Below are 23,034 nucleotides of genomic sequence, written 5' to 3'. Positions count from 1 at the left end.
CTCGCATCCCGCTTATCGAAATCATCTATCCGCCCAATCACGAGGAGTAATGCGCCATGACTAATCCCAGGAGCGAGAAACTGCAGGACGGACTGAAGATCCCCTCTAACGATGAGGCGATGGAATGGAGCCCAGCGTTGCGCGCGTTGCCGGTCCCTGGGATTCGGCGTATGGTCAACCTGGCGGCGACGATGAAGGACGTCATCCATCTTTCGATCGGCCAGCCGGACTTTCAATGTCCGCAACATATTGTCGAAGCGCATATCGACGCGCTGCGAGCGGGCCATCTCGGCTACACCATGGACGCCGGGCTCCCCGAACTACTGACGGAGCTCGCCAAGTACTACTCGGCGCGTACAGAGCGGGAGATCACCGAGGATAACATCCTGATCACGACCGGCGCGACCGAAGCGATGTACCTGGCGATCAGCGTGACCTCGGCGCCGGGTCGGCAATTTTTGATTCCGGATCCGACCTTCCCGCTCTACGCTCCCTTGGTTCGAATGCATGGCGGCGAAGTCAAAGCGATCCCCACCCGGGCGGAAAACGGGCACCAGCTTGACCCGCAGGAAGTGATTGACGCGATCGGCCCCCGCACGTTTGCGATCATCTTGAATTCGCCCAGCAATCCGACCGGGACGGTCTATCCGCCGGAGACGATCGAGGCCATCGTGCAAGAAGCCGCTTATCAAGGGATTCGGGTGATCAGCGACGAAGTGTACGACCATCTGATTCTTGACGACCTGGAATATGCGAGCGTGCTGCGGCATACGTCCGACTTGGATCATGTGATGATCGCGAGCAGTTTCTCGAAAACCTATGCGATGCCGGGACTCCGCATCGGCTGGATCGTTTCCAGTCAAGGAGCGATCAAAATGTTGCGCCGCTACCACATGTTCACCACCACCGTAGCGAACACGCCGGCCCAGTGGGCAGGCATCGCGGCGCTGCAAGGGCCAACCGCTTGCGTTGACGAGATGGTCCAAGAATATCGCCGCCGCAGAGATCGCGTGGTGAAATTGGTCAGCGAAACGCCCAACCTGACCGGCTATTGGCCGCAGGGAGGATTCTACATCTTTCCGTCGTTGCCGCGGACCTGCAACGGCAGCACTCTGGCCTTACGGATGCTGGAAGAGATCGGCGTTTGCGTCGTCCCCGGCGAAGCGTTCGGAGAAAGCTGCATCAATTCGCTCCGAATCAGCTATTCGACCTCAATGGAGAAGATCGAAGAAGCGTTCCAGCGAATGATTCCCTGGATGGCCAAGCAAGAGATGTAACGCCAACGACACGATTGAGTGGAATTATTGAGTCGTTACTTCACCACGGTCAGGGCGCATCCGCCATTGTTAAGCGGAGGGTCGGGGGAGGCAAAGTTGCATGGTTTCCACTCGCGAAACCATGCACCAACGCGTCTCCTTTCGCCTCCTGCGTTTCAGGAACGATCACCAAGGTGACGAGCCGATTCGCATCATGTCGGACAATATCCAACAACGCCGGCGAGTCGATCGAAAACAAGCCATGTTTCTGACCGTGAGGAATCTGGAACCGACCTACCATTTGCGTTTGGGTAATATCGAGCCGATCGGCCGCATCGACATTGGCCGGGGCGTTTTTCCAGGTCAGCGTGTCGGGCTCCCAGTAATCGAGCTGATCATTGGTGACGGCGTAAACCGCATAAGTCGCATCCGGCATCCGCGATGCAAATCCCAATTGCGTATCCGAGGCGGTGACGCTAAGTACAGCCTCAGAAACCTGCTTGACGTCGACGCCTGACAAATCGAATTTTAAATAGATTTTTCGATCGAAATTACTCCAATCGTCTTCCGCCCATTTGATCATCAACAGATCCTGCGGCCCGTAGCGTTCCGCCTCGTCGCGAATGAGCCAATGATCAGAGCCGGCGCCGGTGGCGGTGGTGATCTGCGTTTGCCGCGGCGTCTCGGAGGACGAGCCGCGATATTGCTCTTTCCCATATTTCTGCGTCTCTTCTAGCCAGTCAACGCGTTCCGAGGTGATCTTCAGCGATTGGCTTTCTCGAACAGAAATCTGCTTGCCGCTTTGTCGATGTTCGACATCCACCAGTCCCTCAAAGACCTGCAGACAGCCGCTTCCTTGATCGGTCACGACCACGCCAAAGCAAGTGCCTTGATCGATCAGGTTCGCATCCGGCGTCTCAATCGAAAACCCCTTGGCGGCGGCCCCAACGGTCGCGACCAACTTGCCGTCATGCAAACGTCCTTTCATCGGGTTCAGAATCTCGAAGTCGGCTGGTCCCTCAAGTTCAACCAGCGCACCAACATCAAATCGCAGCGTGACGATTCCCTCTTTCAACTTTACTCGTCCCGCGCCAATCCGAGAATCGTTGGTCGTCGAAAACGTCGCCGAAGCGAACTGACTGCCGGCGGTCGATGAAATGCTCACGAAAGGCTGAGGCGCGCGATCTTGAGAAGAGATCGCGAACAGGATCCCAAAGACGGAAGCCGCCAAGGCCAACGCCGCCGCCGTCGCTGACCACAAAAATGTCTGCAATGACGTGGTGATCTTACGGCGACTGGTCGGAGATGAGGGAACTGCGGGCTCGCCAGCGCCGGGCGAACCTTCTCCCGCTAAACGAAGCGAGGCGTGCAAGTGCGAAATTTCCACATACTCGCGGCGCAATTCTGGTAATCCAAGAATCAACGACTCTAGCTGCGCCAACTCGTCTGGCGTTGAGCGCCCGTCTAAAACGGCGTCGCACAGACGATAAAAGGCGTCTCGTTCATCAGTTTGGCTCATTGGTTATCCTCTTTCGCCATTTGCCGATTTACGCATTCGTGAAGCGTACGGCGAATTCGACTTAACAGACGATAAACCGCTTCGATACTGCGATCCGTTTGTTCCGCAATTTGAGTCACCGCTTCGCCTGCCGAATATCGATATTGAATTAGCTGACGATGATGGACAGGCAACTTGGCTAAACAATGCGCCAGCAGTTCGTCACGACGGCGCAAGTGATCTGCGTTCATCTCTAGCTCGCGATTAACCGCGTCCAAAAATTCGTCGGAAAATTGCAAACGATCTCGTTGCTGTTTTTTTCGCCAAGCCCTGACTTGATTGTACGCGACTCGACATGACCAAGCGGTAAAATTAGTACCTGCTTCATAACTGTGGAACTCGCGCCACAACACTAACATGGTCTCTTGAAATACGTCGTCTACGGCATCGCGGTCATGAAGCAGGCTCGTCAAATACAAAACCAATTGGCGTTGATGGCTGCCCAACAACTGCACGAACTCGCTCGCTCGACTATCTTCGTTGCGTTCAGAGTCTTGCAAGGGAGGAGTATTTCCCGGGGTGGGTTCAAGGGAATGCGTCACAGGGCGCCCCTCTGTTTTCACGTCGTTAACTATCGATATTCTAATTGCGCCGTAACCGTACAAGCTTGGCTCGAAACGCAGCGAATCCAATGGGCGCTGAATCCCTGGGGAAAATCGAGCGTCACCTCTTCACCGGCGGGAACCGTAATCGTGCGATAGGGATGAAAGCCGCTAAGGTGGTCGAAATCAATTTCCAACGTCACCTCCGTATCTTGATCGGCCGACAAGGACAAACGCTTTTCGTCATAACCGGTTATTAGATACGGATCGGACGGTTGACCTGCGGACACTTTCGTCTCTTTCCACGGGCCCCCCACGCCGACAGGTTTTCCCAGTTGCCAAAGGTCATCAATGGCGCCAAACCATAAGGCCATTTGACCGTCACTGCTGGCGATCACATGTCCATCTTCGGCCGCGTCAGCACGCACGCCGGCCAATACCAGCAAACCGTTCCACGAGGCGAAATCGGTAATCTGCTTATCGTGGCTGCTAATCGGCCGCATCAATTCAAAGGCCGGAGGCAGACCGTTGTTGATCAGGGGAACTTCGTAAAAGGTTCCATGGATGTTCGCCAGAGATCGTTCTGACTCCACTTCGCGAGTCGCACGAGGCCAACCGGAAGCGAACGGCCGATCAAACGCGCTGGAGCCTTTCGGTAAACGGAATCGCTTTCCCTGGTATTTCACGATAACGGACGCATCGTCCACGGCGAACTCCGCCGCGACTTCCAAACGCTTCGCCAATTGGGGATCCGCTTTATCGGGTCGAAATTCAAAACGGTCTTTGGTGAACTCGAAAAACTGGCCTGAAGAGCCGACGACGCGTAAATCTCGGCTCCGTTTGGCGGCGTATAAGAGCCCCGCGTGGACCGACTTGGCGGGACTGCTAGCCGACGCCAAGCCGACGAATAGCGAATCTCCCTGTGCGCTGCGCTCGGCAGGATACTGCGCTGACGTCTGGTGCAAGACGGCGGTGGCTACGCAGTCACGATCGGTTTTCAATCGTAACCATACCGCGTCAAGATCGTTCGGAAAATGGTGAACGACGGCGCCGCTCGGTTCGACATCGACTGTCGAATACTCTTCCCAGACTCCATTCCCCTGGCGATCGACTTCGAGCGTAAACCGAACCGGCAACGTGCTGGAAGCAGGGGACGACTTGGTTGGAAGAAGCTGCGTGACGGTCGCATTTTCATTCGCTTCAATCTTCAAGCTTTCATCTTGTCCGGCGACGCAGGCCATGTGAGGCATTCCATAATCGCCGGCGATATGCTCCGCATCATTACCAGGAATGGTGATCTCGCCGCTGGCGAAGGCTTTGGTGTAGATCACATCTTGATTGTGATGATTCCAGGTCAACGACAAGTCGGTCCTCTTCCAGGTTTCGTCCAAACGCGGATTACCGCGTCGATCGACGACCAGATAAACCGTGACCGGCTGATTGACTCGGAACGAAAAACCGGGCGCCGGCTGATGATAATCGCCTCGTTGCGTGGTGACGCGCGGCAACCGCGCTAGTTGCGGCGGCATCTCGGTGATCTTTATTTTTCCGGTGGTTCGATTCCCTAGTTCTGACGAATGCTGACTATTGCGCCCCAGGGCCAAATGAAGAATACGTTGATCAAATCCGGCGACAAGAAAGGGATCCGACGGCTGATTGGCTTTTACTGCATCTTCAATCCAGGGGCCTCCATATCCGTTCGCCGGCCCCCATGACTTCAGGTCTTCGTACTTGCCGAACCAAAGATTCGATTGCGGTTGTCCGGCGAGATGGTTGCCTTGAATACTGGTTTCATCCGTCGCCAAGACTAGTTGATCGTTCCATTGACAAAAGTCGGGAACGTAACGCAGATGACTACCGATCGGCTGAATGCCGCTGGCGTTTTGCACGGAAAAGCTCATCGGGAAATCGAAGAACATTCCATGCATGTCCAGCATGCCGCGACCAGCCGCTAACTCGCGAATTCGAGGCCATTCGGTGTACCACCCATGCCGAGCATCATTGCAGAGGGAAGCTTTGGGAAGCAGGTAGGTGCGCCAAGTTCCTGCATCCAAAAGTTTGAGACGCAAACTGCGGCGATCCCATCCAATCGCCCAGATCGGGTCGTCCTGGTCGCCGCCGCCGGCAATCCCTTTCGGGCCGGTCACGTCCGTGTATTGTCGACGCTCGATAATTTCCCACGTCTTGCCGTCCCATTGGGCGAGCACGCCGCGTTCTTCTTCTCCCACTGCAGCTCCGCCGACAAGCAAATCATCGTACGTGCCTGCCGGGTGCTCGCCGTTGTTCGAAACGACTAGCCGCCCTTGGCCGGTATATCCCCCTTTGCCGTGCCAACCGGGGACAGGCTTCTTAAAAAGCTGCTTGACCGCGAGCGTATGAACGTTGGCTTCCCAGATGCTCCCTTCCATATCGATGTAATAGACCAGGTTGACGGGATCTTCCAGATGTCGCGCGATGGCCGTAACTCGAATCGGCATCTCTTGCGGAGAAATCGTCCGGACTCCGCCTTCGTGATCAATCAAGTAGTGAGCGATGAGCAATTGATTCGATTCTTGATGAATCATTCGCCCCGCCGGCGTCCCGCCGACGCTTTCCGGATGAATGATCATCTTCAAATCTTTATCTACCGAGAAAAGCTTATGCTCGCTGCCGCGCGGCATGTGAGGCGCGTAGTTCACCATCCATAACTTATCGGCCCACGGAACAACCGCTCCAATGCCGCATTCGTCATGACCCCCTTTGCGATGAGCTCCATCCTGACTGTAGACGCCATAGGTGGTGAGATGAGGATAAACGCCGCTAATCTGCAACTCCGTTGCGGCGCCGTTCGTCTCGGCGGAAGACGGATCGCCGGTCGAAACGGTTGGCGCAACACTTTGGCTTTGAGCGGCGGCGTTACCAACTGCTTGGAGAAACAAGAGCAACAAGAGAACGTTTCGCAGACGACGATGCGTGAAATTCATAGCAGCCACCACGGGTGAGAAAGGCGAGCAAATCGAGGGAGGGATTACTGTTCGACAGATTTGTAGCGAGGATCCGACTTAAGCTCATAATTAAATGTATTGGAGCCATTGGTCACGGTGACGAGGATTTGAGAATTGCGGTTGTACTTGGGGGGAATTGCAGGCGGTTTCGAGTATTCGTCCACCGCTTGAGCGGTGATGCGAACAAGATATTGGCCCGGCTTCGCCCCCACGGTCTGAATGGTGTCTTTTAGCTGGAAATGGCCGTTGGCGTCCGTATACGCCGACGCGGAATCGCCTTGTGGACCTTGCCCTTCGAAAATGACATTCGCATTGGGTAAAGGCTGACCATCCAAGGTGACAATCCCCTCAACAGACGCTAAATTATTCCCCCCATTGCAGCCGACAATCGACCCAAGGAGGAGAGCGATTTGAATCGAGAATGATCGTCGTTGCATGGGCTATCAAGTTGGTTAAGAAGTTTCACAGGAAGGGGGTGATCGCCGTGCGATATCGGCCGAAGCGCTATGCGGATAGTTGTTGGACGCGGGGTCAAACCAAAAACAATCCGCGTGCGCGGGGATGACGTTTTCGCAAAATCAAGGGAGCTTAAATCTGGGAACGCGCTGGCATACGAGCCATCTTACGGCCATTCAGCTGGCGTTCCCCAGTTGATATTGGAAAGTCGCTGATAGGTGGTGCTGTCAATTGTTTCGGCGATGAAGTGAGCCGATCCATCGCAGGCGAGCACCTGAACGCCGCCCGAGTGTTGGCTGGTAAAGCCTTCTTTCTCGTGCTCGTTAGGATTATGACCAGTCGACGTTTGGCGAATGACCTCCCACTTCTCGTTATCTTCTCCACCGGCCCATTTTGGCGCGGTGACATCATCCGCGTTTGTCGGCGTGGCGACTTCTCCCACCATAAATGTTCCGCTGAGCCCATCGGTAATATCACGCATGCGTACGACTCGACCATTTCGAATCGGCATGGCGCCGTTTCCACTCCAATTGTCCGCTTCTGGAGTGTTGCCGTAGCACCCGGCGTAATTGCTAATCGCGCAAGTTTCGGTGTCGCCGTCGGTAGCCAAGTCAGGCGTATTCGCCGAAGGACAGCGATAGCCTTCGATAACCGTCTTCAATTCCGGCAGTGAGCAGTCGCAACCAAGACTGGTATAGAGACCCGTGCGCACTTTGAAATCGGCGACCTCTTGAATGGCCGCATGGATGTTCGCCTGTTCGATGAAGGGGAGAATGTAAGTTTGCCAGCCGAACGAGCGATAGAGATCGGCGTCCGTTCCATCCGAGTTCAAACTTTTGGCCATGCCGGGCGGAAAGCTGCCGAAAGTATCGTGATGATTGTGCAGCGCCAGACCCATTTGTTTGAGATTATTCGCGCACTGCATTCGACGAGCCGCTTCTCGGGCTTGTTGAACAGCCGGCAATAGCAAAGCAATCAACACGCCGATAATGGCGATGACAACAAGAAGCTCTACCAACGTAAAGCCTTTTTGGTAACGCATGCGGGGGGCTCCGGGAATAATTTGACATGCAGCGAGACGATCTCACTCGATGTCACGACAGAATGAAACGGGTCCAAAATGAAATACCAATCCTTTTGACCGCAGAGAAATTGAGCGAGCCAGCGGCATCGATCCAATCCGTGAAGCGATCAACAGGATTTGCATGAACTCACGCGGCGCGAAAGTTCTGCGTAATAATGGGATAAGAACAAAGAGCGGCTCCACCAGGTTTTTGACATAAATTCTGCTTTTTTCTCGCAAGAATGTCGCAAACGCCGTTTAACTCAATATTTCATCCGCCCAACCGACGCGTTAAGGGAGAAGCCCTTTCAATCGCAATCAGGCAATGACCAATCGCCTGACGAATGCCCCCAAAAACGGGCCTCCTCTGGAAACGAATCACTCGTTTTCGATCTTGGCCGCGAAGACGATAAATTCCCCCTAAGAATTAGCCAGGGCGCCGCCACGGCTTTGCGTGGCGATGAATGTGCTCCAATATTCCGTTCTACAACGATTGCTGCTAGAAAAAATAGAGTCGTTGCATCATTCTGGATGGTCGCCGATCGCATTCATGGACACGCAGACGTGGCCACAACGACCAGGCCCAACTTCCTCCGTTCTCCGTCTCTTATCTCCAAGACAATGGTAGACATGACGTTCAAGAATACTTCCCGACGTTCCTTCTTGGCCTACAGCATCGCGATGGCGGGTGCGAGTCAGCTGGCTGGTGATTTATTTTCCGCCGAAGACGCCAATGCCGAACGCCCGCTCATGGCTTATGTCGGCACGTTCAGTTCTCCTTTGAAAGATGTCTTGGATACGCAAGTTGATCTTCCTCCCGGCAATGGCCGCGGCATCCATGGCTTTCGCGTGAACCGCGCAACAGGAGCGCTGACAGCTGCGGTCGTACATGAAATGGGAACGAGCCCCAGTTGTTTAACGGTCAATGCTGCGGGGACGCGACTCTACTCGTCCAACGAGACCGATCGCGTGGGGAACGACAAAGAGGGAACCGTTAGTAGTTTCGCCATCGATCCGGCCAGCGGCGGCTTGACGCTTCTCAATACGGTTCGATCAGGCGGCGCCGGTCCGACCTATCTGAGCATTCATCCTGCGGGCAAACATCTCTTCGTCGCCAACTACTTCGGCGGTTCGATCGCCGTGCTGCCGATTTTGGACGATGGGCGGCTCGGCAGTCCTACCGATGTCAAGCATGACAGCGGCAAGATTGGCCCCACGAAAGCGGTCCATGCGCCTCCGGGGAGTTTCGCGTTTAGCGGGCATGACACTGCGCACGCTCATATGATTCAGGCCGATCCGGCAGGGCGTTTCGTCCTGCATGTAGATTTGGGATTGGATCAAATTTTCATCTGGAAGTTTGACCCGTCCCGGGGAAAACTCACCGCGAATGATCCGGCGACCGTTTCCTTGCCGCCGGGAGATGGCCCCCGGCATTTTCATTTTCATCCCAATGGTCGGTGGTTCTACTCGATTCAGGAAGAGGGATCGACCATCGTGTTGTTTGATTACGACGCAGAAGTAGGCCGATTGTCGCCACGGCAAACAATTTCGACGTTGCCGCCAAATTTCGCCGGGAGCAATTTCTGCTCTGAGATTCTCGTTTCGGCCGACGGTCGATTTGTCTACGCCGGCAATCGCCTGCATGACAGTATCGGGATCTTCTCGGTAGGAAGCGACGGAGAGTTGACGCACGTCGCCGACGAGTGGACGCGCGGCGACTACCCACGCAGTTTTAACTTGGATCCGACAGGCGAGTTTCTTTATTGCTGCAATCAGCGAGCGGACCATGTGACCGTATTTCAAGTGAATCGCGACACCGGACTTCTCCAGTTTACCGACCACTACGCGCCGGTCGGAAATCCGTCGAGCATCGTTTTTCTTGCTCTCCCCAGTCCCGAGTAAAGGGTGAGCCCATGAACGTGATTAGCTGATTTCATTACAAGCTCGGGGTGACAAAATTTTTCATCGCGTCGGCGGCCTCACGAGACAGCGCCTTGCGGCGGCATCTTTTCGGTCTTGCGGTGAGTCCGGGATAGGCGAGCAACTCTCCCAGACGCCTGTTCGAATCGCGACTGTCAGTTGGAGCAAAGCCGACGAAATGCTTGCACAAAGCTCGTTGTGTGAGAGAATACGATCTGCGGGGGGGGGGGCGAGCGTATTGGACTTGGTCGATGGCGTTTTCAGGAGGAGGCGGATGCACGCAAAATTCGGCCTCACGCTGGTCGTCAATCATGCGTGCAATCTGCGTTGTTCGTATTGTTACACCGGCGAGAAAATCGGGCGGCCGCTATCACCAGAAATCGGTCGAAAGGCGATCGACCGGGCGATCCGGTCCGTGCGTCGCGATGGTGCGCTCGAACTGTCGTTCTTCGGCGGCGAGCCTCTTATTGAAGCTGAATTAATCTTGGATCTTGTGCGTTACGCTCGATCCGCGGCCGACGATCAGGGTGTCCGCCTGGCGTTAAGCATGACGACCAACGGAACGATTGAGTCGACTGTCGCATGGTCCGTAATGACATTGCCTGAACTTGAATTGGCAATTAGCCATGATGGATTGCCGAGCGCTCATGATGGCCACCGCGTTACGGTCGATGGGACGCCTAGTTCGTTTCGAGTCCAAAACACGATGGCTCGCCTGATTGATGCGGGTAAAGAATTCCGCGTCGTTATGGTTGTTCAGCCAAGCAGCGTTAAGTCTTTGCCGGAGGGAATGGAGTTCCTTTATACGCTCGGCGTTCGGCGATTTGATCCGTCGCTTAATCTTTGGACAACCTGGACCAAGACTGATGGTGAACGCTTGAAGGACGCCATCCGCCGCGCCGCAGACTTTTGGGGAGAACGACTGCCAGAGTGCAGCGTAAGTTGGTTCGACGAAAAGGCTGCACGAGCAGCAGGCATTCCATTGACCGAGACGGCGCGATGCGGATTTGGCCATGCTGAGATCGCGGTAACTCCTGCGGGGAATCTATTTCCTTGTGAGCGTCTTATCGGTGCTGACGAGCCAAGTAATCCGATGCGTCTATCAGGCAATGTGTTTGATGGCGATGATTTCCTTGGCCACGCTCCTCTTCCTGGAATGTCGCCGGCGGAATGCGCCCCCTGCACGCTGCAAGCGCTTTGTAGCACAAAAAGTTGTCGATGCAGCAATTTCATCAGGACGGGAGATGTGAACCGACCCGATGGATTGCTCTGTTTGCTGGATCAAGCCTGTTATCGAGAAACGGTCCGCGTCCTTGAGTCGCGAGTTCTCACCTCTTTTTAAGGCGCCTAATGGACGATAGCCCCCAATCCGATGAGTCGCTGAATGAGTCGTTGGCGGATGTGCCGCCAAATCCTGTAACTGCGCCACAGACGCCTTCGGCCAGTCATCTTGGCCAGAACGCTTTGCTACTCACTGTAGCGGGTGCTGGAGCATTTCTTCTCATCGCTGGCACGATGACCCCGTGTGTGGGCGCCACTCGGTCCACTAAATTGCAGTGGGAAGAGCGACAATTACAAATCGAGCAAGCCGAACGCGATGCCAAATCCTGCAACCCCCAACAACAGTAACGTTCCGGTTCGCAGCAGATATTCTTCGGCCCTTCGCACAACTCTGCGCTGGATCGAGCGCGGACTGGCTGGGTTCGGCGCGATCGTCGCTTTCTATTGGCTGACGATGGATGTATCCGTCGTCATCTCCCCATCGATGTCGCCTACGCTGATGGGAACCAATCCGGACGACGGTGATCGCGTGATCACCGAGAAAGTTAGCTGCTGGTATCGTAGCCCTCGCCGTTGGGAGGTAATCACGTTCATCACCGATTCTGGCGAAAAGCGAATGAAACGTGTGGTAGGGCTGCCGGGCGAGAGCGTTCAGATGGTTCGCCATGGTGAATTACTCATTGATGGCCAACCGGTTGAATGCCCACCATCGCTCGACGTGAAGTATTTGAGATTTGGCAATCTCACCGATGGCAAGCCTGTGCCGTGCGGCGATGGTTACTATGTGCTTGGGGACGATCTGAAAGATTCCGACGACAGCCGGTTCAACGGCCCGGTTCCTGCTCATAGGATTATGGGCCGCGCCTGGCTGATTGCGTGGCCCATGACGCGGGTGGGATGGGTGCGATAGCACGAGCGCCACGACCACGACCTTGCGTGGCAATCAATGTGCCCCAACATGGTCGCCAACCGCATTCGTGGCCACGGGGACTGGGCTTGATTCTCAGACTGCCCCTGACTTCTTATAATATCCCGTAGGCCGAATCCAACACTTACGAATGGACAAGATTCGATGGACGCGCGTATTGAGCGATTACTGGAATACCCAATCGAACCGCAGGCCGAATGGCAAGGCGGAGTCTTTGATTTCGGCGATCTCGCTGGCGCAGCTTTCGCGGATTCGCCGATGGCAGCAGCGAAAATGGTCCTGTGGGTTTCCCAAGAGCATGACCTTGTTCATGGAAAGCCTTCGCTGGATGACGCGCCGCTTGATTTGTTGATTTCGGAGTTGCTCGAATTCTCTGAACAGCATCAGTTTGGGTATCGCCCTGCACGTATCTGCGTTACGGACGAGGCGTTGGCAAGCCAGTTGAAGGAGGAGTTCGCAGGCTCTGGAACCGACGTTACGTGGAACGCGGAACCCGATTTCTGGTGTGATGTCAAAGCGACCATGGCCCAACATATGCTTGATGCGACAGCGGCCCCGACGTTGGCGGAATCAGGTTGTTCCTTGTTGCAAATCCGAGCGTTCGCGGAAGCCGCCGCAGCTTTCTATCGGGCGCGCCCTTGGCAATACGTTGACGATGTCGACTTGCTTCGCATTCACACGCCCAAACCGCCCAAGTATTTAAAACATGCCACGGTTCTAGGATCCGGGCGACATGAATTCGGGCTTGGGCTTTATGAATCGACCGCTACGCACTGGGATATGCGTGCGCAGCGCTTGAATATAGACACCGTTGAAGTGTTCAGCTTGACCTTCAACCCCATTAGCGAAGCCATCGAAAGTGACGTCGCACTTTGGAAAGAGCACGACTTTCCGTTGGAAACAGGTGATGCGTTTCCGCAGTTTCTGTTTTACGCTCGCGACAACACGCGGGCTCCGACACCAAAAGAACTTGAATACGTCACGGTTTTATTGGCGGCGTTGGCCGAGACAACCGAAGCGGAAATCGACTCTGGTGAATGGTCAAAACAGGTATCCATCCAAGGCAAGAAAAAACGATGTAAGATTTCAATTCCCGATTTGCTCAATCCTCCTACCAGAAAAGAATGGCTCAAGCGAGGCATGACTCCAGAGCAGCGAGGCAACGAACGACATTACCGGTTGGTTCAATCCGTAATAGCACAGAACGAAGGCATGGAACTGGAAGAACTGAATGACTTGTTAAACCAGCAATTTACGGGTTCCATTGACGATTTTGATTACCCGTCGGAAACGCCGTTTGATCGAGCCGAAAACCTTTGTTATGCGGCAATCGACGCGTACGGCCGCCGTAGGATTCAGCTGATTCGACAAGCATTGCAGGAAGACCCAACCCATATCGAGGCCAATGTGCTGCTGGCTGAATCGAAACACGACACGACTCATAAAATCGAGCTGTTTAGAAAAGCAGTCGAATTTGGAGAGGCCCAATACGCCGACTTATTGGAAACGGCAATCGGCCAATTTTGGGAGATTTCTGAAACGCGACCTTTGATGCGAGCCAAACTCGGGCTTGCAACCTCTCTCGCCGCAGATGGACAAGCCAATGAAGCGATTACGCAAATGCTGGATATCTTGCGACTGAACACGAACGACAATCAGGGCGTGCGATACCAAATCATCCCGCTATTGCTAAGCCAAAATCGAGAAAAAGAAGCGATTGAGATTCTCAACCTCTATCCAGAGGAGACGGGAAATTGGCTTTACCTCAAGGCACAAGTCGAATTTCGCCGTGAGGGACGCAACAGTCGGTCGGCGGACAAAGCGATCGCCGCCGCGATTAAATTCAATCCGCATGTTATCGAGTTTTTGATGACTGGTCCTCCTCCCATGATGCCGGAGCACTATGTGTTGGGAAGCGCAGAAGAAGCAGCCATCGTGATCGAAGGACAGTTGGAGTCATGGTCAGAAACCGAAGGCTTCATCGAATGGATGTTCGCGAGATTTGCCGCTTGGGAACGTGACAAAAAACGGAAACGCGGGCTGCGTTGAAATGAATCGTGAAGCCGGGCGCGGACGCCGTTGTCACGGCTTTGCGTGGCAATCAATGTGCCCCAACATGGTCGCCAATCGCATTCGTGGCCACCAAGACGTGGCCACGGCGCCTGTTCAATCATCGTGCAGCAGCACTTGTCAGGGGATAATTTCCAACGACGCGATCTGCTCGCCTGCCAGTTTGAAGAAGAACCGAAGGTCGGCAGGACTGCCTGGAAAGTTTCCGTTTAGTCGGCATGTGACGACGACCTTGCCATCCTGCTGCTCACATTTCAGCGGCTCGCATGTATAGATGTACTTCGCCGACACGTCTTCCTTCCACTTTTTGATCGCTGCTTGACCGTGGTAAGTGTGGCCTTCGTCTTTCACGATGGCATTGTCCAGGAAGCAACGCGCCACGGCGTCACTGTCGGCTTCGTCCGCTTTGAAATAGGCCGCGACTGGTTCTGGCAGATTGAGAGTCATGATCCTCCCTCCAAGTGTTTGTAAGACTGGGAGCCTTTGCTCCTTTTATCTCCTAGACACTGTCTGGGACCGACTGTGACAACTCTGGTTCATGATTTCCAAGGCAAATGCAGCGTCCCGCGTAGGTCCTCGCGTTGGAGTATCCGCCGCAGCCAGTCAATCTCGTCCGCTTGCCGAAGGAACGGATGTTCTCGGTAGAGGGCAGCGTGCTGGCGCTCGACCACATCCTCGATTCCCCGGACCGTTTCTTCCGCAACATCCCGCACCCGCTCGACATGCTCTGGAACAAACAGCAGCCGGTGCGGATCAACATGGCCATGTTCGATAAAGCCACGCGTCTTCTTTGGACAGCGGCAGGGATTGCTCTTGTTCACGAGCCCGCACTGGTCGTTCAGGAAACGATGCAGGTCACGGCGTGCACGCGATAGAGATTGCCGGAAGTTGTCTGCCGTTATCTCCAAAACATCGCTACCAACGGTATCGCTGACCCCCAGGATCTCGCCAAGAGTGAAGATCAACCGTTGCTTGCGATCAAGGCACAGCAACATTCCCATGGTGCAGCTATTCTTGGCTTCCTCGACCAAAATCGGCAATGCCACGGGGACGCTATTGGAATCGGGCAAGTCTGCATCCGGCGTGCTGCGAATCGCCGCTCCATATTCGGCAAACGTCTTTACGCTGGTTTCTGCGCTGCGGCGCTTCATGTTCAACACATGATTGGCGGCAATGCGATACAACCAAGTGCGGAACTTGCTCTCCCCCTTAAACGTACTGAGCTTGGTGATGACTTTGATCAGCACCTCTTGGGTCACTTCCTCGGCATCTTGAGGGTGAAAGACCATGCGGACAGCGATGTTGTATATCCATGCCTGGTGCCGCAAAACCACCTTCTCCAGCGCTGCACGATCGCCATTCTTGGCTTGCTCGACGAGAGTTGCATCCGAGGCGTCATCCTCGGTGATCTCGCTGAATGGGTTGAACACGGCGCGACTCCAGGAAACCAAAAACGGCGGCTTGAAAAACGTTGCTGTATCTTGGACACGCCCGAAGTGAAGGTGTGACAACTCCTGAGAGCGCAACCGCAATTAATTGTGTGGACGGGATCACGAACTTTCATCCCCATCACAAATTGTTAAAAAAGTGATGACGGGATTTGAACACCGCAAATCGAATTTTGACAGGAAATTATACCCCAACCGTCCGGCAAGCCCTCCGACCGCGCTACAAAGCATTAGCGCCCAAAGAGAAACAGCCGGTCGCAACCAAGAGCCCCAAGGAGAAAGACTGTTTATAAATCGAAGTCGGGGTAACAGGACGCCAATTGAACTTTTTTTTCGCTGGGGTGAGGGGCAGGGAACCTGGGATGCGGCGGCAGATGGAAGATGACAAGTCCAGCGGAAGTAAATAGTTACGGCTTGCATTTCCTTGGGAAAGCACACAATGCCAACAGCGGAGCATCAGACCGCGAGTCCAAGCTGGACACGTAGCGATGTTGCCTTCCCACAGAAGACACTGGCCGAAAAGGGCCAGTGGCACACAGAATCAAGAATGATTCCACCACGGCCACCCCGCCGTCGACACAGAACCAGGTGCTCCCCGCGATCCTGTTCCTCTATGAGCATGTGCTCAAGCAGCCGCTCGACCGCGTCGAACTGCACTATGCCTTTGAGCGTAAATCTCCACAGGTGGCCTTCGATTTTCGCTGGAAGTACGTTTTTCCCGACGCTGGATTGAGCGTTGATCCTCGCAGTCGTATTCGGCGGCGTCATTACCTGCACGAATCCACCCTATCGAAGGCCATATCCGCAGCGACCCGTCGAGCGCATATCACGAAACGAGTGACAGCTCATCCATTCCGTCACTCGTTCGCAACCCATCTGATCGAGGCGGGCTATGACATCCACACGGTACAGGAACTCCTTGATTATATTGACATTAGTACGATGATGATATTTAATCATATTTTAAATCAGGGAGGCCGTGGCGTCCGCAGCCCGGCTGATTTCGACAGCCTGGAATCCGAATAACGTGCGTACGTTATTCGGAAAGGTTCTGAATAAACACTAGTAATCCGACTGAATCCATCCTCCACACAACCGCTCAATTCAAACCCTACACATTGCCACTCAACCACAGGATCACGACATGCTGAAATTCCGGTTTACAGGCGGCTTCCTTGACGGGTTGGAAGCGTCCAACGAATCGAGTGACCCGCTTGAAAGACAGTATTACGGAACTGCAATGACCATGACTGAGGGTGGGGTAATCGGGCTTTTTCTCAACACAACCTCACCGGTTGGAATGAAGGACGCTCTTAGTATCACGGATGCGAAGGAACGGCTTGCCGCAATTAAGGCTGCCATGAAACACCGATATACGGCAACTGACAGAACCAAAGATGGTGCCGACGAAATTATTACGATGACCTACAGTGAACACGGGTAGCGTACAAACGAATCGACCCACAAATCGTCGGATAACAATACGATGCACACGGAGCCGCGGGCCGCGCGGTTTCTGAAATCAATGTCGATTGCCGCGGCCCGGTGATCGTTGTCGTTCTGCCCATCAAATAAACTCATGTCGAAGCTCGGATTACTTTGTGGCGTAAGTGGTGCTGGAAAATCTTACATCCTTGACAGGCTCGATCACACCCATTTCACAACCGTGGAACTTGACCCCGTCATTAAGCACCTTTACACCGAACTAAACGTTGGCGAGGCAGATGGCGACCCGTACCTGTACCAAAGTTGGTCAACGTTTTTGGATTCGACCGCTGACGATCGGGCGGTAAAAGGCGCGTTTCGTGATCGCATTCTTGACTTGCGAGGTGACGGAAATGCATCGCTGCTGCTGATTGGCAATCACCTAATCCTTCCCGCTATGGAAAACGTCGTGCGGAAAGCACTTTCGAGTCACTTTTCGGGCGTCACAGGGTTCTTTTTGGATGTTCCAGCTGAAACCGTCTACCGGCAACGAAAAGAGTGCCGTAAGAACGAATGGGACTTGAAAGTGTCAATGGAACAGGTGACGGCTGAAGTTCAGCGCATGCGGAGCACTCTCCCAAGCCGAAGGTATATGGTTGTTTCGTCGCAAAATATGGGAGATAAGTTAACCGCGTACTTTACCGTTCCAAACATTTGAAGGTGGAATGTGTGGCAAAACAATGTCGTGCACCCGGAGCACGGCTTGCGTAGTTTAACAAATGGAAAGTCGTCTCTCCGTGCTCGGTGACGACCGCCGTTATCCGCAACGAAGGCTGAAGACACATGGCAACTCAATACATTGGCAAAGCCGGCCACCTCGCTGTGATGAGCGAATTCTGCATCCGAGGATACAACGTTGCCATGCCTGAAATCGACATCGGTGACGATGTTTTTGTGGTCAACGATACATCGGGAGCCTACTGGCGCATTCAAGTAAAGGGGACGGAAGAAACGCGGAAGAAACGGGGACGGGGGTCATTGTTTTCATGCCGGGTGCTTTCGAGTGCTGTCGCGGACAAGAAAAGCCCCAAAAAAGACCCCCGTCCCCTTTGATCTTCCCCATCGTGTCACGCTCAGATCGATCCGGATCTAACCTGCTTACGATGCAAAACAAATCGCGTATGGTGTGGGAAATCAGAATGCCGATGCAAAGGTTGCGGCAACAAAGTAGAATGAGACACTAATTAATCACATTAGATCGCGGGATAACCAGCGGATGCACACGGAGTCGGCGGTCGGGCCGATTTTAAAACCATTACGATCATTGCCGACCCGGTGATCCTGGATGTTATTTTGCCCAGGCATTCCGATGCTGACTTCACAGGAATTCCGCGAACGTTGGTGCGACGACGATTCGGACTCGCTTATCGTGTTTCCGCCGAATGCGTTCGCCAATATTGCCATCCCCGACGAATCGAAGACGTTTCTGACAACCAGTGGCTTGCCCGAATCGGCCGCCCCGTTTCTCGATTTCCGCGTACCAGATCACGGCGCACTCCAGACCCTCGCCGAATTGTGGCAACTTGCGCCCGAATACAATCGCTATTGGGTCGTTGGCTCCAATGGTTCCGGCGATCCACTCTGTATTGACGAGTCCTGCGATGGGCAAATTGTCTATTTGAACCACGATTACAATTTCCATCGCGTACTGATCAATTCGTCCGTTCCGCAACTGGCGGAAACCTTGTTGGCGTTCCGCCACTTGGTCCGCGAAACCCAACGACAACACGGCGAGGATGCCTACCTCGATGGCGACGTTCCAACGGATTTGCAACAATGGCTGCTCAAAGAAATCATCCGCATTGATCTCGCCGCAGCCCATCCAGATTGTTTCTGGTCACAAGAACTGGAGAACATCCGCGAAAACGCAAAATAACAAAGCGGTGAACGGGAGCCGCCGGTGACGTTATCCGACTGAAAACGCTGCGACCCTCTGTGCGGTTGAGTGACCGCTACTTTGACCCGGATTCCAATGCGACATGGCGATTCCGCACCGCAAAAACGTTCCTGGCGACTTCTACGTTGAAGACGGTTGCTGCACGTCCTGCGACGTCCCCATGGTCGAAGCGCCGGAATTGTTCACGTATGACATCGACACGTCCGGTTCACATCACTGCTACGTCTCTCGGCAACCGTCCGATGAATCCGAAATTGAACGCATGCTCAAAACCGTATCTTGCGCAGAGTTTGAGTGCATTCACTATCGCGGCCGGGATGCCGATATACTGAAGCGGATGGCAGACGTAGATGCATCGCATTTGTGTGATGCCGTCGCGCCGGCGCCTCTGCCTGTCCCGAGGCCATGGTGGCGGTTTTGGTGACACAGCAGACGGCGAATAACAATGCCGTGCAACGGAGTACGGCATCAGGCGTTTAGGATTGAAAATCAATCGGCCGTACCCGCTGACGGCCAACGTTCGTCGCCAAAGCCAATCGGTATGATTGCAGTGCAAACAATCTCGACATCGTGGACAAAATCGTCGCGAGGCGGCCCACTCGCCACCAAACGCAATCGAATCCCGAAACGCTTGCCGTTACGATTGCCCAACGAGGTTCCGAAACTTCTCTGGCACTCGGTCGCGTACTCTGAACGCAATGAATTTTCCGAACCTATTGCCGTCCAAGTATCCACGACCTGTGAAAACAACCGATTCGGCTGCATCAATGCCGAAATCGAATTGCACGACAATTCCGCGACATTGATTTATCGGTATCAAACCGGCGCGCCGGTACGTCAATTTTTTGACAAGACCGGCACTTACGTCGCTCCAGAGCACTTGATTGAGATTCCGCAAGACTGTTGGGCGTCGATTGAATACAATGGGCGTTTCTCGTGCATCGACACTGGAAACTGGTGGTATGAACATGTTGTCGTCAATGTTGCCGTCGCAAACGTCGTGTCGGCCAACATCTTCATGACCACAAAACCGACGGAACACTATACTCAACTCGCACATCTTCGCTGATGGCGGGAAATGCCGACGAACCATGTGTTGCACGCGAGTGGCGGCAACGTCTATTCGCGAAACAATGTCGTGGGTCGCCACCGCGTGAACACCAACGTTAGCCAGCAGAGAGACCGAACCTGCCCTCTTACATTGTGTCTTACTTCTGATTGTGCATTCACCACGGAATAGCGAGCAACAAGGATGGTATTGGAAGATCATCAACGTCGCGGACGCATGCTCGTCCCGCCTATGTTTGACATGCCGCTTCAGGAGACCCGCTGGCACGTAGAGCGTCTCCCGGAACTGTTTTGGCTCGCGTTTGTCGGCAAACGACTTGGCGACCGACAGGTCCTTGAACTCGCCTATGAGATGGCGGTTGACGTCGAGGCCACGATCAAACGTGTTCGTAAGGACGACAAGGCGTTCCGGGCATATTTCCCCTCTGAGCACATGTCGTGTTCCGAGTCGGAACGGAAGCAGGTTGTAGCTGATCATAGCAACGCGAAATGGTTGCGTGAATTGCGGCCTCATTTTGCGGAAATGGCAGCGGTGTGGAATGGTCTTCCCTTTCGCTACCTTGCGTCCGATATCGACGAACCGACCGATGATCTCATTCTTGAGATCAAGGGCATCCTGCAGGAATGTTCGCACCGGCATGACAAACGTGCGCTCGTAATTCAAGCCACAATTGTTGCATTGGAGTTTCGAACGGAAAAGATGTTCGTTGCACAGGGATTGGACATCCCTGATCTCAACGCAGTTTTTGACTACCCTGAAACAGAAGAGTCGCAACACGCAGCAGGTTTTGTCGTAACAACATGTGGCCAGACGATATTGTGCCGCAAAGGTCCAGACGAAGCACCGGATTTTTCTTGGCAGCGATCATTCTGGAACGTTTGTTATCGGTTAGAGCCTTGCGAATATGAGTGATTCATTCCACGACTTTCTGTTAGATGCAATTGGTGAGTACATCCAGTGCGCTCGTGAGAGCTTTCAAGAACGGATGGACGACTGGGACGTTGACATCTTCGAAAAGGAAGTCAACGAGGTCGTCGGCGGACTCCTCGCACGCCAACTTAGTCTTGCAACGACCATTGCCCAATGCCCGCTGGCTTGGAACATGCATTTGCTGCCAGTTGCCTTGCGGTGTATGGCCGACGTTTACATCACGTTTTGTTGGATTGTCAAAGACGTGAAGCCACGTTCACGGCAGTTTATTGAATACGGTCTTGGCCAAGAAAAAATCGCAATCGAAAAGTATCGCGAATGCCTCGCCGCAGAATCAGATCCCGATCCGCATGCGGTTGAAATGATCGAAGCGCGAGAAAAGCTTTTGGATGCCGAGCGTTATCGATTCCTCATTCCGGTGAATCTGGGGTCATGGAGTGAGACAAGTATTCGCGATATGGCAATCGAGGTCGGCGAGAAGCAATTCTATGACTTGGTGTTTACTCAATTCAGCGCTCCAGTGCACTCAACGTGGCAGCACATTTGGCGAATGAACCTCTATCCATGTTCCAACCCGCTACACATGGGCCATCGAGTACCGTGGGATCCAGATTTGCCGCCCGATCCGCAGACGTTCACGAATTCTGCCAAGTATCTTTGCAAGACCTTTGCGAAGTTTGACGCTGTTGTCCTTCAAGAAGACGGAGATTCTGACGCCTACAAATGTTATGATTTGATTTGGAGTCGTTTCGCTGATTACTTCACGCGGGACGAATCCGACGACGAAACTGCACCGAAGAAAACTCGAAAGACAGCGTCACGGAAAAAGAAGCGATAGCGCGTAAAGCTGGCTAACAAAACAATGCACCGGAGTTGCCGCCCGACCTGAATATGGAATCTACGTCGCTGGCGGCAACCCAGTGATTGTGGTCGTTACCCGATAAAGTCTATTTACATCGAACGCAACATGAAAACCCTCGACCTTTTGCGTGATCAGTGCCAGATCCAAGAGTACGTTTGGAATCGGCTGGACAACTATGAACCGGATTGGGACTGGGCGTTGGGTGATGCGGACCGAAAAGTGTCCCTAATTGCGACTGGCTTCTCTTTTGAGCAAAACGGTTGGTTTTCTATGGTTCTCGACCGCCGGCCGCGCGCTCAGTCGGATGGTCAATGGCAATCATTGATTGGCCACAACTATCTGCCGATGCCGCACTGGAATCTCGATGACGACTACGAACTCGATGTGAAACACTACGATCCAAAATGGAAGCCCCCCAAGAATGGCTTTGATGATGAGTCCGTAGCCGAACTATTTGGCCATACAATTCGTGATGCGCTCATTCACATTCGTGAACAAAATGGATTTGCATTCAACTTTTTGGCTCGTAACTGCGCTTTCTTTGTGGAGGAACACGAAGGCCGTTTCGGTTGGCCGGAATACAAGGAAACGCGTACTGCCGGTCGGTGCAGACCATAGCGGCGACGGGTAACCAACGCGTGAACCGGAGCACGCGAGCTAGCGTTTTGAAAATGGAAAATCTTTCGCGCGTGCCCGGTTACGCGTACCGTTATCCCGCACAGATTCATGGCCATCATCTTTGAACTCTTCGTCGAGGTCGCGGATGAATCTCATACTGAATCAATGATTGCCTTTTGGAATGGTTTCGCGACAACACTCTCCGACGGCACGACGATTTCGTGGGATGTGACAACGCATTCTCCGAAACAGGTCGTGCTTTGGTCCAAATCACTTGGGCTAACCGGAATCAAGTCGTTCGAACACGCAACACAACTATCTGAATGCGGAATTGCCTTTGCGAAAAGACTGATGGATACACCCGATTTCGAATTCGCACGGATTGGAATTGAAGTCGACGGATACAGCCGCGACGATTTCGTACAGGAATCTGAAGAATTCGGCGAACCATGGGTTCCAGAAGGCACAATCATTTCAGAGTCGCTGTGGCGGGATATCGGCAAACCGACAAATCTTTCGAGATTTCGCGACGGCTACTATTGGAATAAATACCTGGGTGAATCCGTCAATCCAGTTTTCCTTGATCCATCACTCTACGAACTGTGGAGGCAATTGCCGAGTTGATAGCCTTTCAGAAAGCGGGAGAACAACACGATGCACGCAGAGC

Annotated in this window: 22 protein-coding genes; 15 read left to right on the top strand and 7 right to left on the bottom strand. The window is 53.7% G+C overall.

Annotation, left to right across the window (positions count from 1 at the left end; translation table 11 throughout):
* The first annotated feature begins 56 nt into the window (after positions 1-56).
* On the top strand, positions 57-1,277 hold the full coding sequence (locus M4951_RS10350; RefSeq protein WP_262026410.1) for a pyridoxal phosphate-dependent aminotransferase: 1,221 nt from the start codon (positions 57-59) through the stop codon (positions 1,275-1,277).
* 49 nt (positions 1,278-1,326) lie between these two features.
* Here M4951_RS10350 and M4951_RS10345 read toward each other — a convergent pair whose 3' ends face one another.
* The 5 genes from M4951_RS10345 to M4951_RS10325 all read right to left on the bottom strand — a co-directional run bounded on the left by M4951_RS10345 (position 1,327) and on the right by M4951_RS10325 (position 7,838).
* Entirely contained in the window at positions 1,327-2,775 is a 1,449-nt protein-coding gene (locus M4951_RS10345) for a DNRLRE domain-containing protein (RefSeq protein ID WP_262026409.1), read from the bottom strand.
* Entirely contained in the window at positions 2,772-3,314 is a 543-nt protein-coding gene (locus M4951_RS10340) for a sigma-70 family RNA polymerase sigma factor (RefSeq protein ID WP_262026408.1), read from the bottom strand. The genes M4951_RS10345 and M4951_RS10340 overlap by 4 nt, the downstream gene beginning before the upstream one ends.
* 71 nt (positions 3,315-3,385) lie before the next feature.
* Positions 3,386-6,319, bottom strand: coding sequence for a hypothetical protein (locus M4951_RS10335; protein WP_262026407.1), 2,934 nt, complete (start codon positions 6,317-6,319; stop codon positions 3,386-3,388).
* A gap of 44 nt (positions 6,320-6,363) precedes the next feature.
* The gene (locus M4951_RS10330; protein WP_315985765.1) at positions 6,364-6,777 is read right to left on the bottom strand and encodes a carboxypeptidase-like regulatory domain-containing protein; all 414 of its coding nucleotides are present in this window, start codon (positions 6,775-6,777) and stop codon (positions 6,364-6,366) included.
* A 185-nt stretch (positions 6,778-6,962) separates the two neighbouring features.
* On the bottom strand, positions 6,963-7,838 hold the full coding sequence (locus M4951_RS10325; protein WP_262026405.1) for a DUF1559 domain-containing protein: 876 nt from the start codon (positions 7,836-7,838) through the stop codon (positions 6,963-6,965).
* Positions 7,839-8,489: 651 nt separating this feature from the next.
* Here M4951_RS10325 and M4951_RS10320 point away from each other — a divergent pair.
* From M4951_RS10320 to M4951_RS10305, 4 genes are all read left to right on the top strand, one after another.
* On the top strand, positions 8,490-9,761 hold the full coding sequence (locus tag M4951_RS10320; RefSeq protein ID WP_262026404.1) for a lactonase family protein: 1,272 nt from the start codon (positions 8,490-8,492) through the stop codon (positions 9,759-9,761).
* A 292-nt stretch (positions 9,762-10,053) separates the two neighbouring features.
* Entirely contained in the window at positions 10,054-11,121 is a 1,068-nt protein-coding gene (locus M4951_RS10315) for a radical SAM protein (RefSeq protein WP_262026403.1), read from the top strand.
* Between the two features lie 255 nt (positions 11,122-11,376).
* Positions 11,377-11,970: a signal peptidase I gene (gene lepB, locus M4951_RS10310; protein ID WP_262026402.1), complete on the top strand. Its 594-nt coding sequence runs from the start codon at positions 11,377-11,379 to the stop codon at positions 11,968-11,970.
* Positions 11,971-12,132: 162 nt separating this feature from the next.
* A complete protein-coding gene (locus tag M4951_RS10305; protein WP_262026401.1) occupies positions 12,133-14,037 on the top strand; it encodes a tetratricopeptide repeat protein in 1,905 nt (634 codons plus the stop codon).
* Positions 14,038-14,178: 141 nt separating this feature from the next.
* On the opposite strand, the gene M4951_RS10300 is transcribed toward M4951_RS10305, so the two are convergent.
* Positions 14,179-14,505, bottom strand: coding sequence for a nuclear transport factor 2 family protein (locus tag M4951_RS10300; protein WP_262026400.1), 327 nt, complete (start codon positions 14,503-14,505; stop codon positions 14,179-14,181).
* An 89-nt stretch (positions 14,506-14,594) separates the two neighbouring features.
* Positions 14,595-15,488 carry an RNA polymerase sigma factor gene (locus M4951_RS10295; RefSeq protein ID WP_262026399.1) on the bottom strand — a complete coding sequence of 298 codons (894 nt, stop codon included), beginning with the start codon at positions 15,486-15,488 and terminating at the stop codon, positions 14,595-14,597.
* A gap of 546 nt (positions 15,489-16,034) precedes the next feature.
* Here M4951_RS10295 and M4951_RS10290 point away from each other — a divergent pair.
* The 10 genes from M4951_RS10290 (at position 16,035) to M4951_RS10245 (ending at position 22,991) form a co-directional block, all read left to right on the top strand.
* The gene (locus tag M4951_RS10290; protein WP_262026398.1) at positions 16,035-16,532 is read left to right on the top strand and encodes a tyrosine-type recombinase/integrase; all 498 of its coding nucleotides are present in this window, start codon (positions 16,035-16,037) and stop codon (positions 16,530-16,532) included.
* Between the two features lie 118 nt (positions 16,533-16,650).
* Positions 16,651-16,950 carry a hypothetical protein gene (locus tag M4951_RS10285; protein WP_262026397.1) on the top strand — a complete coding sequence of 100 codons (300 nt, stop codon included), beginning with the start codon at positions 16,651-16,653 and terminating at the stop codon, positions 16,948-16,950.
* 135 nt (positions 16,951-17,085) lie between these two features.
* Complete coding sequence (locus M4951_RS10280) at positions 17,086-17,649, top strand: hypothetical protein (RefSeq protein ID WP_262026396.1); 564 nt, start codon at positions 17,086-17,088, stop codon at positions 17,647-17,649.
* 125 nt (positions 17,650-17,774) lie between these two features.
* The gene (locus M4951_RS10275) at positions 17,775-18,044 is read left to right on the top strand and encodes a hypothetical protein (RefSeq protein ID WP_262026395.1); all 270 of its coding nucleotides are present in this window, start codon (positions 17,775-17,777) and stop codon (positions 18,042-18,044) included.
* Positions 18,045-18,276: 232 nt separating this feature from the next.
* The gene (locus tag M4951_RS10270) at positions 18,277-18,867 is read left to right on the top strand and encodes an SUKH-4 family immunity protein (RefSeq protein WP_315985764.1); all 591 of its coding nucleotides are present in this window, start codon (positions 18,277-18,279) and stop codon (positions 18,865-18,867) included.
* Positions 18,868-19,669: 802 nt separating this feature from the next.
* Positions 19,670-19,957, top strand: coding sequence for a hypothetical protein (locus tag M4951_RS10265; RefSeq protein ID WP_262026393.1), 288 nt, complete (start codon positions 19,670-19,672; stop codon positions 19,955-19,957).
* Between the two features lie 183 nt (positions 19,958-20,140).
* Complete coding sequence (locus M4951_RS10260; RefSeq protein ID WP_262026392.1) at positions 20,141-20,869, top strand: hypothetical protein; 729 nt, start codon at positions 20,141-20,143, stop codon at positions 20,867-20,869.
* A complete protein-coding gene (locus M4951_RS10255) occupies positions 20,862-21,725 on the top strand; it encodes a DUF5677 domain-containing protein (protein WP_262026391.1) in 864 nt (287 codons plus the stop codon). The genes M4951_RS10260 and M4951_RS10255 overlap by 8 nt, the downstream gene beginning before the upstream one ends.
* A gap of 129 nt (positions 21,726-21,854) precedes the next feature.
* The gene (locus M4951_RS10250) at positions 21,855-22,367 is read left to right on the top strand and encodes a hypothetical protein (RefSeq protein WP_262026390.1); all 513 of its coding nucleotides are present in this window, start codon (positions 21,855-21,857) and stop codon (positions 22,365-22,367) included.
* Positions 22,368-22,475: 108 nt separating this feature from the next.
* Entirely contained in the window at positions 22,476-22,991 is a 516-nt protein-coding gene (locus M4951_RS10245; RefSeq protein ID WP_262026389.1) for a hypothetical protein, read from the top strand.
* The last annotated feature ends 43 nt before the right edge of the window (positions 22,992-23,034 follow it).

It is taken from the genome of Blastopirellula sp. J2-11, assembly GCF_024584705.1.
Taxonomy (GTDB): Bacteria; Planctomycetota; Planctomycetia; order Pirellulales; family Pirellulaceae; genus Blastopirellula.
This window is presented reverse-complemented; position numbering and strand designations above follow the sequence as displayed.

Bases quoted from the DNA above. Each gene is read 5' to 3' on its own strand.
- M4951_RS10275 (WP_262026395.1), top strand. From the start codon at position 17,775: ATGGCAACTCAATACATTGGCAAAGCCGGCCACCTCGCTGTGATGAGC.
- M4951_RS10315 (WP_262026403.1), top strand. From the start codon at position 10,054: ATGCACGCAAAATTCGGCCTCACGCTGGTCGTCAATCATGCGTGCAAT.
- M4951_RS10300 (WP_262026400.1), bottom strand. From the start codon at position 14,505: ATGACTCTCAATCTGCCAGAACCAGTCGCGGCCTATTTCAAAGCGGAC.
- M4951_RS10330 (WP_315985765.1), bottom strand. From the start codon at position 6,777: ATGCAACGACGATCATTCTCGATTCAAATCGCTCTCCTCCTTGGGTCG.
- M4951_RS10350 (WP_262026410.1), top strand. From the start codon at position 57: ATGACTAATCCCAGGAGCGAGAAACTGCAGGACGGACTGAAGATCCCC.
- M4951_RS10305 (WP_262026401.1), top strand. From the start codon at position 12,133: ATGGACGCGCGTATTGAGCGATTACTGGAATACCCAATCGAACCGCAG.
- M4951_RS10280 (WP_262026396.1), top strand. From the start codon at position 17,086: ATGTCGAAGCTCGGATTACTTTGTGGCGTAAGTGGTGCTGGAAAATCT.
- M4951_RS10250 (WP_262026390.1), top strand. From the start codon at position 21,855: ATGAAAACCCTCGACCTTTTGCGTGATCAGTGCCAGATCCAAGAGTAC.
- M4951_RS10320 (WP_262026404.1), top strand. From the start codon at position 8,490: ATGACGTTCAAGAATACTTCCCGACGTTCCTTCTTGGCCTACAGCATC.
- lepB (WP_262026402.1), top strand. From the start codon at position 11,377: ATGCCAAATCCTGCAACCCCCAACAACAGTAACGTTCCGGTTCGCAGC.
- M4951_RS10270 (WP_315985764.1), top strand. From the start codon at position 18,277: ATGTTATTTTGCCCAGGCATTCCGATGCTGACTTCACAGGAATTCCGC.
- M4951_RS10260 (WP_262026392.1), top strand. From the start codon at position 20,141: ATGGTATTGGAAGATCATCAACGTCGCGGACGCATGCTCGTCCCGCCT.
- M4951_RS10255 (WP_262026391.1), top strand. From the start codon at position 20,862: ATGAGTGATTCATTCCACGACTTTCTGTTAGATGCAATTGGTGAGTAC.
- M4951_RS10285 (WP_262026397.1), top strand. From the start codon at position 16,651: ATGCTGAAATTCCGGTTTACAGGCGGCTTCCTTGACGGGTTGGAAGCG.
- M4951_RS10335 (WP_262026407.1), bottom strand. From the start codon at position 6,319: ATGAATTTCACGCATCGTCGTCTGCGAAACGTTCTCTTGTTGCTCTTG.
- M4951_RS10245 (WP_262026389.1), top strand. From the start codon at position 22,476: ATGGCCATCATCTTTGAACTCTTCGTCGAGGTCGCGGATGAATCTCAT.
- M4951_RS10345 (WP_262026409.1), bottom strand. From the start codon at position 2,775: ATGAGCCAAACTGATGAACGAGACGCCTTTTATCGTCTGTGCGACGCC.
- M4951_RS10325 (WP_262026405.1), bottom strand. From the start codon at position 7,838: ATGCGTTACCAAAAAGGCTTTACGTTGGTAGAGCTTCTTGTTGTCATC.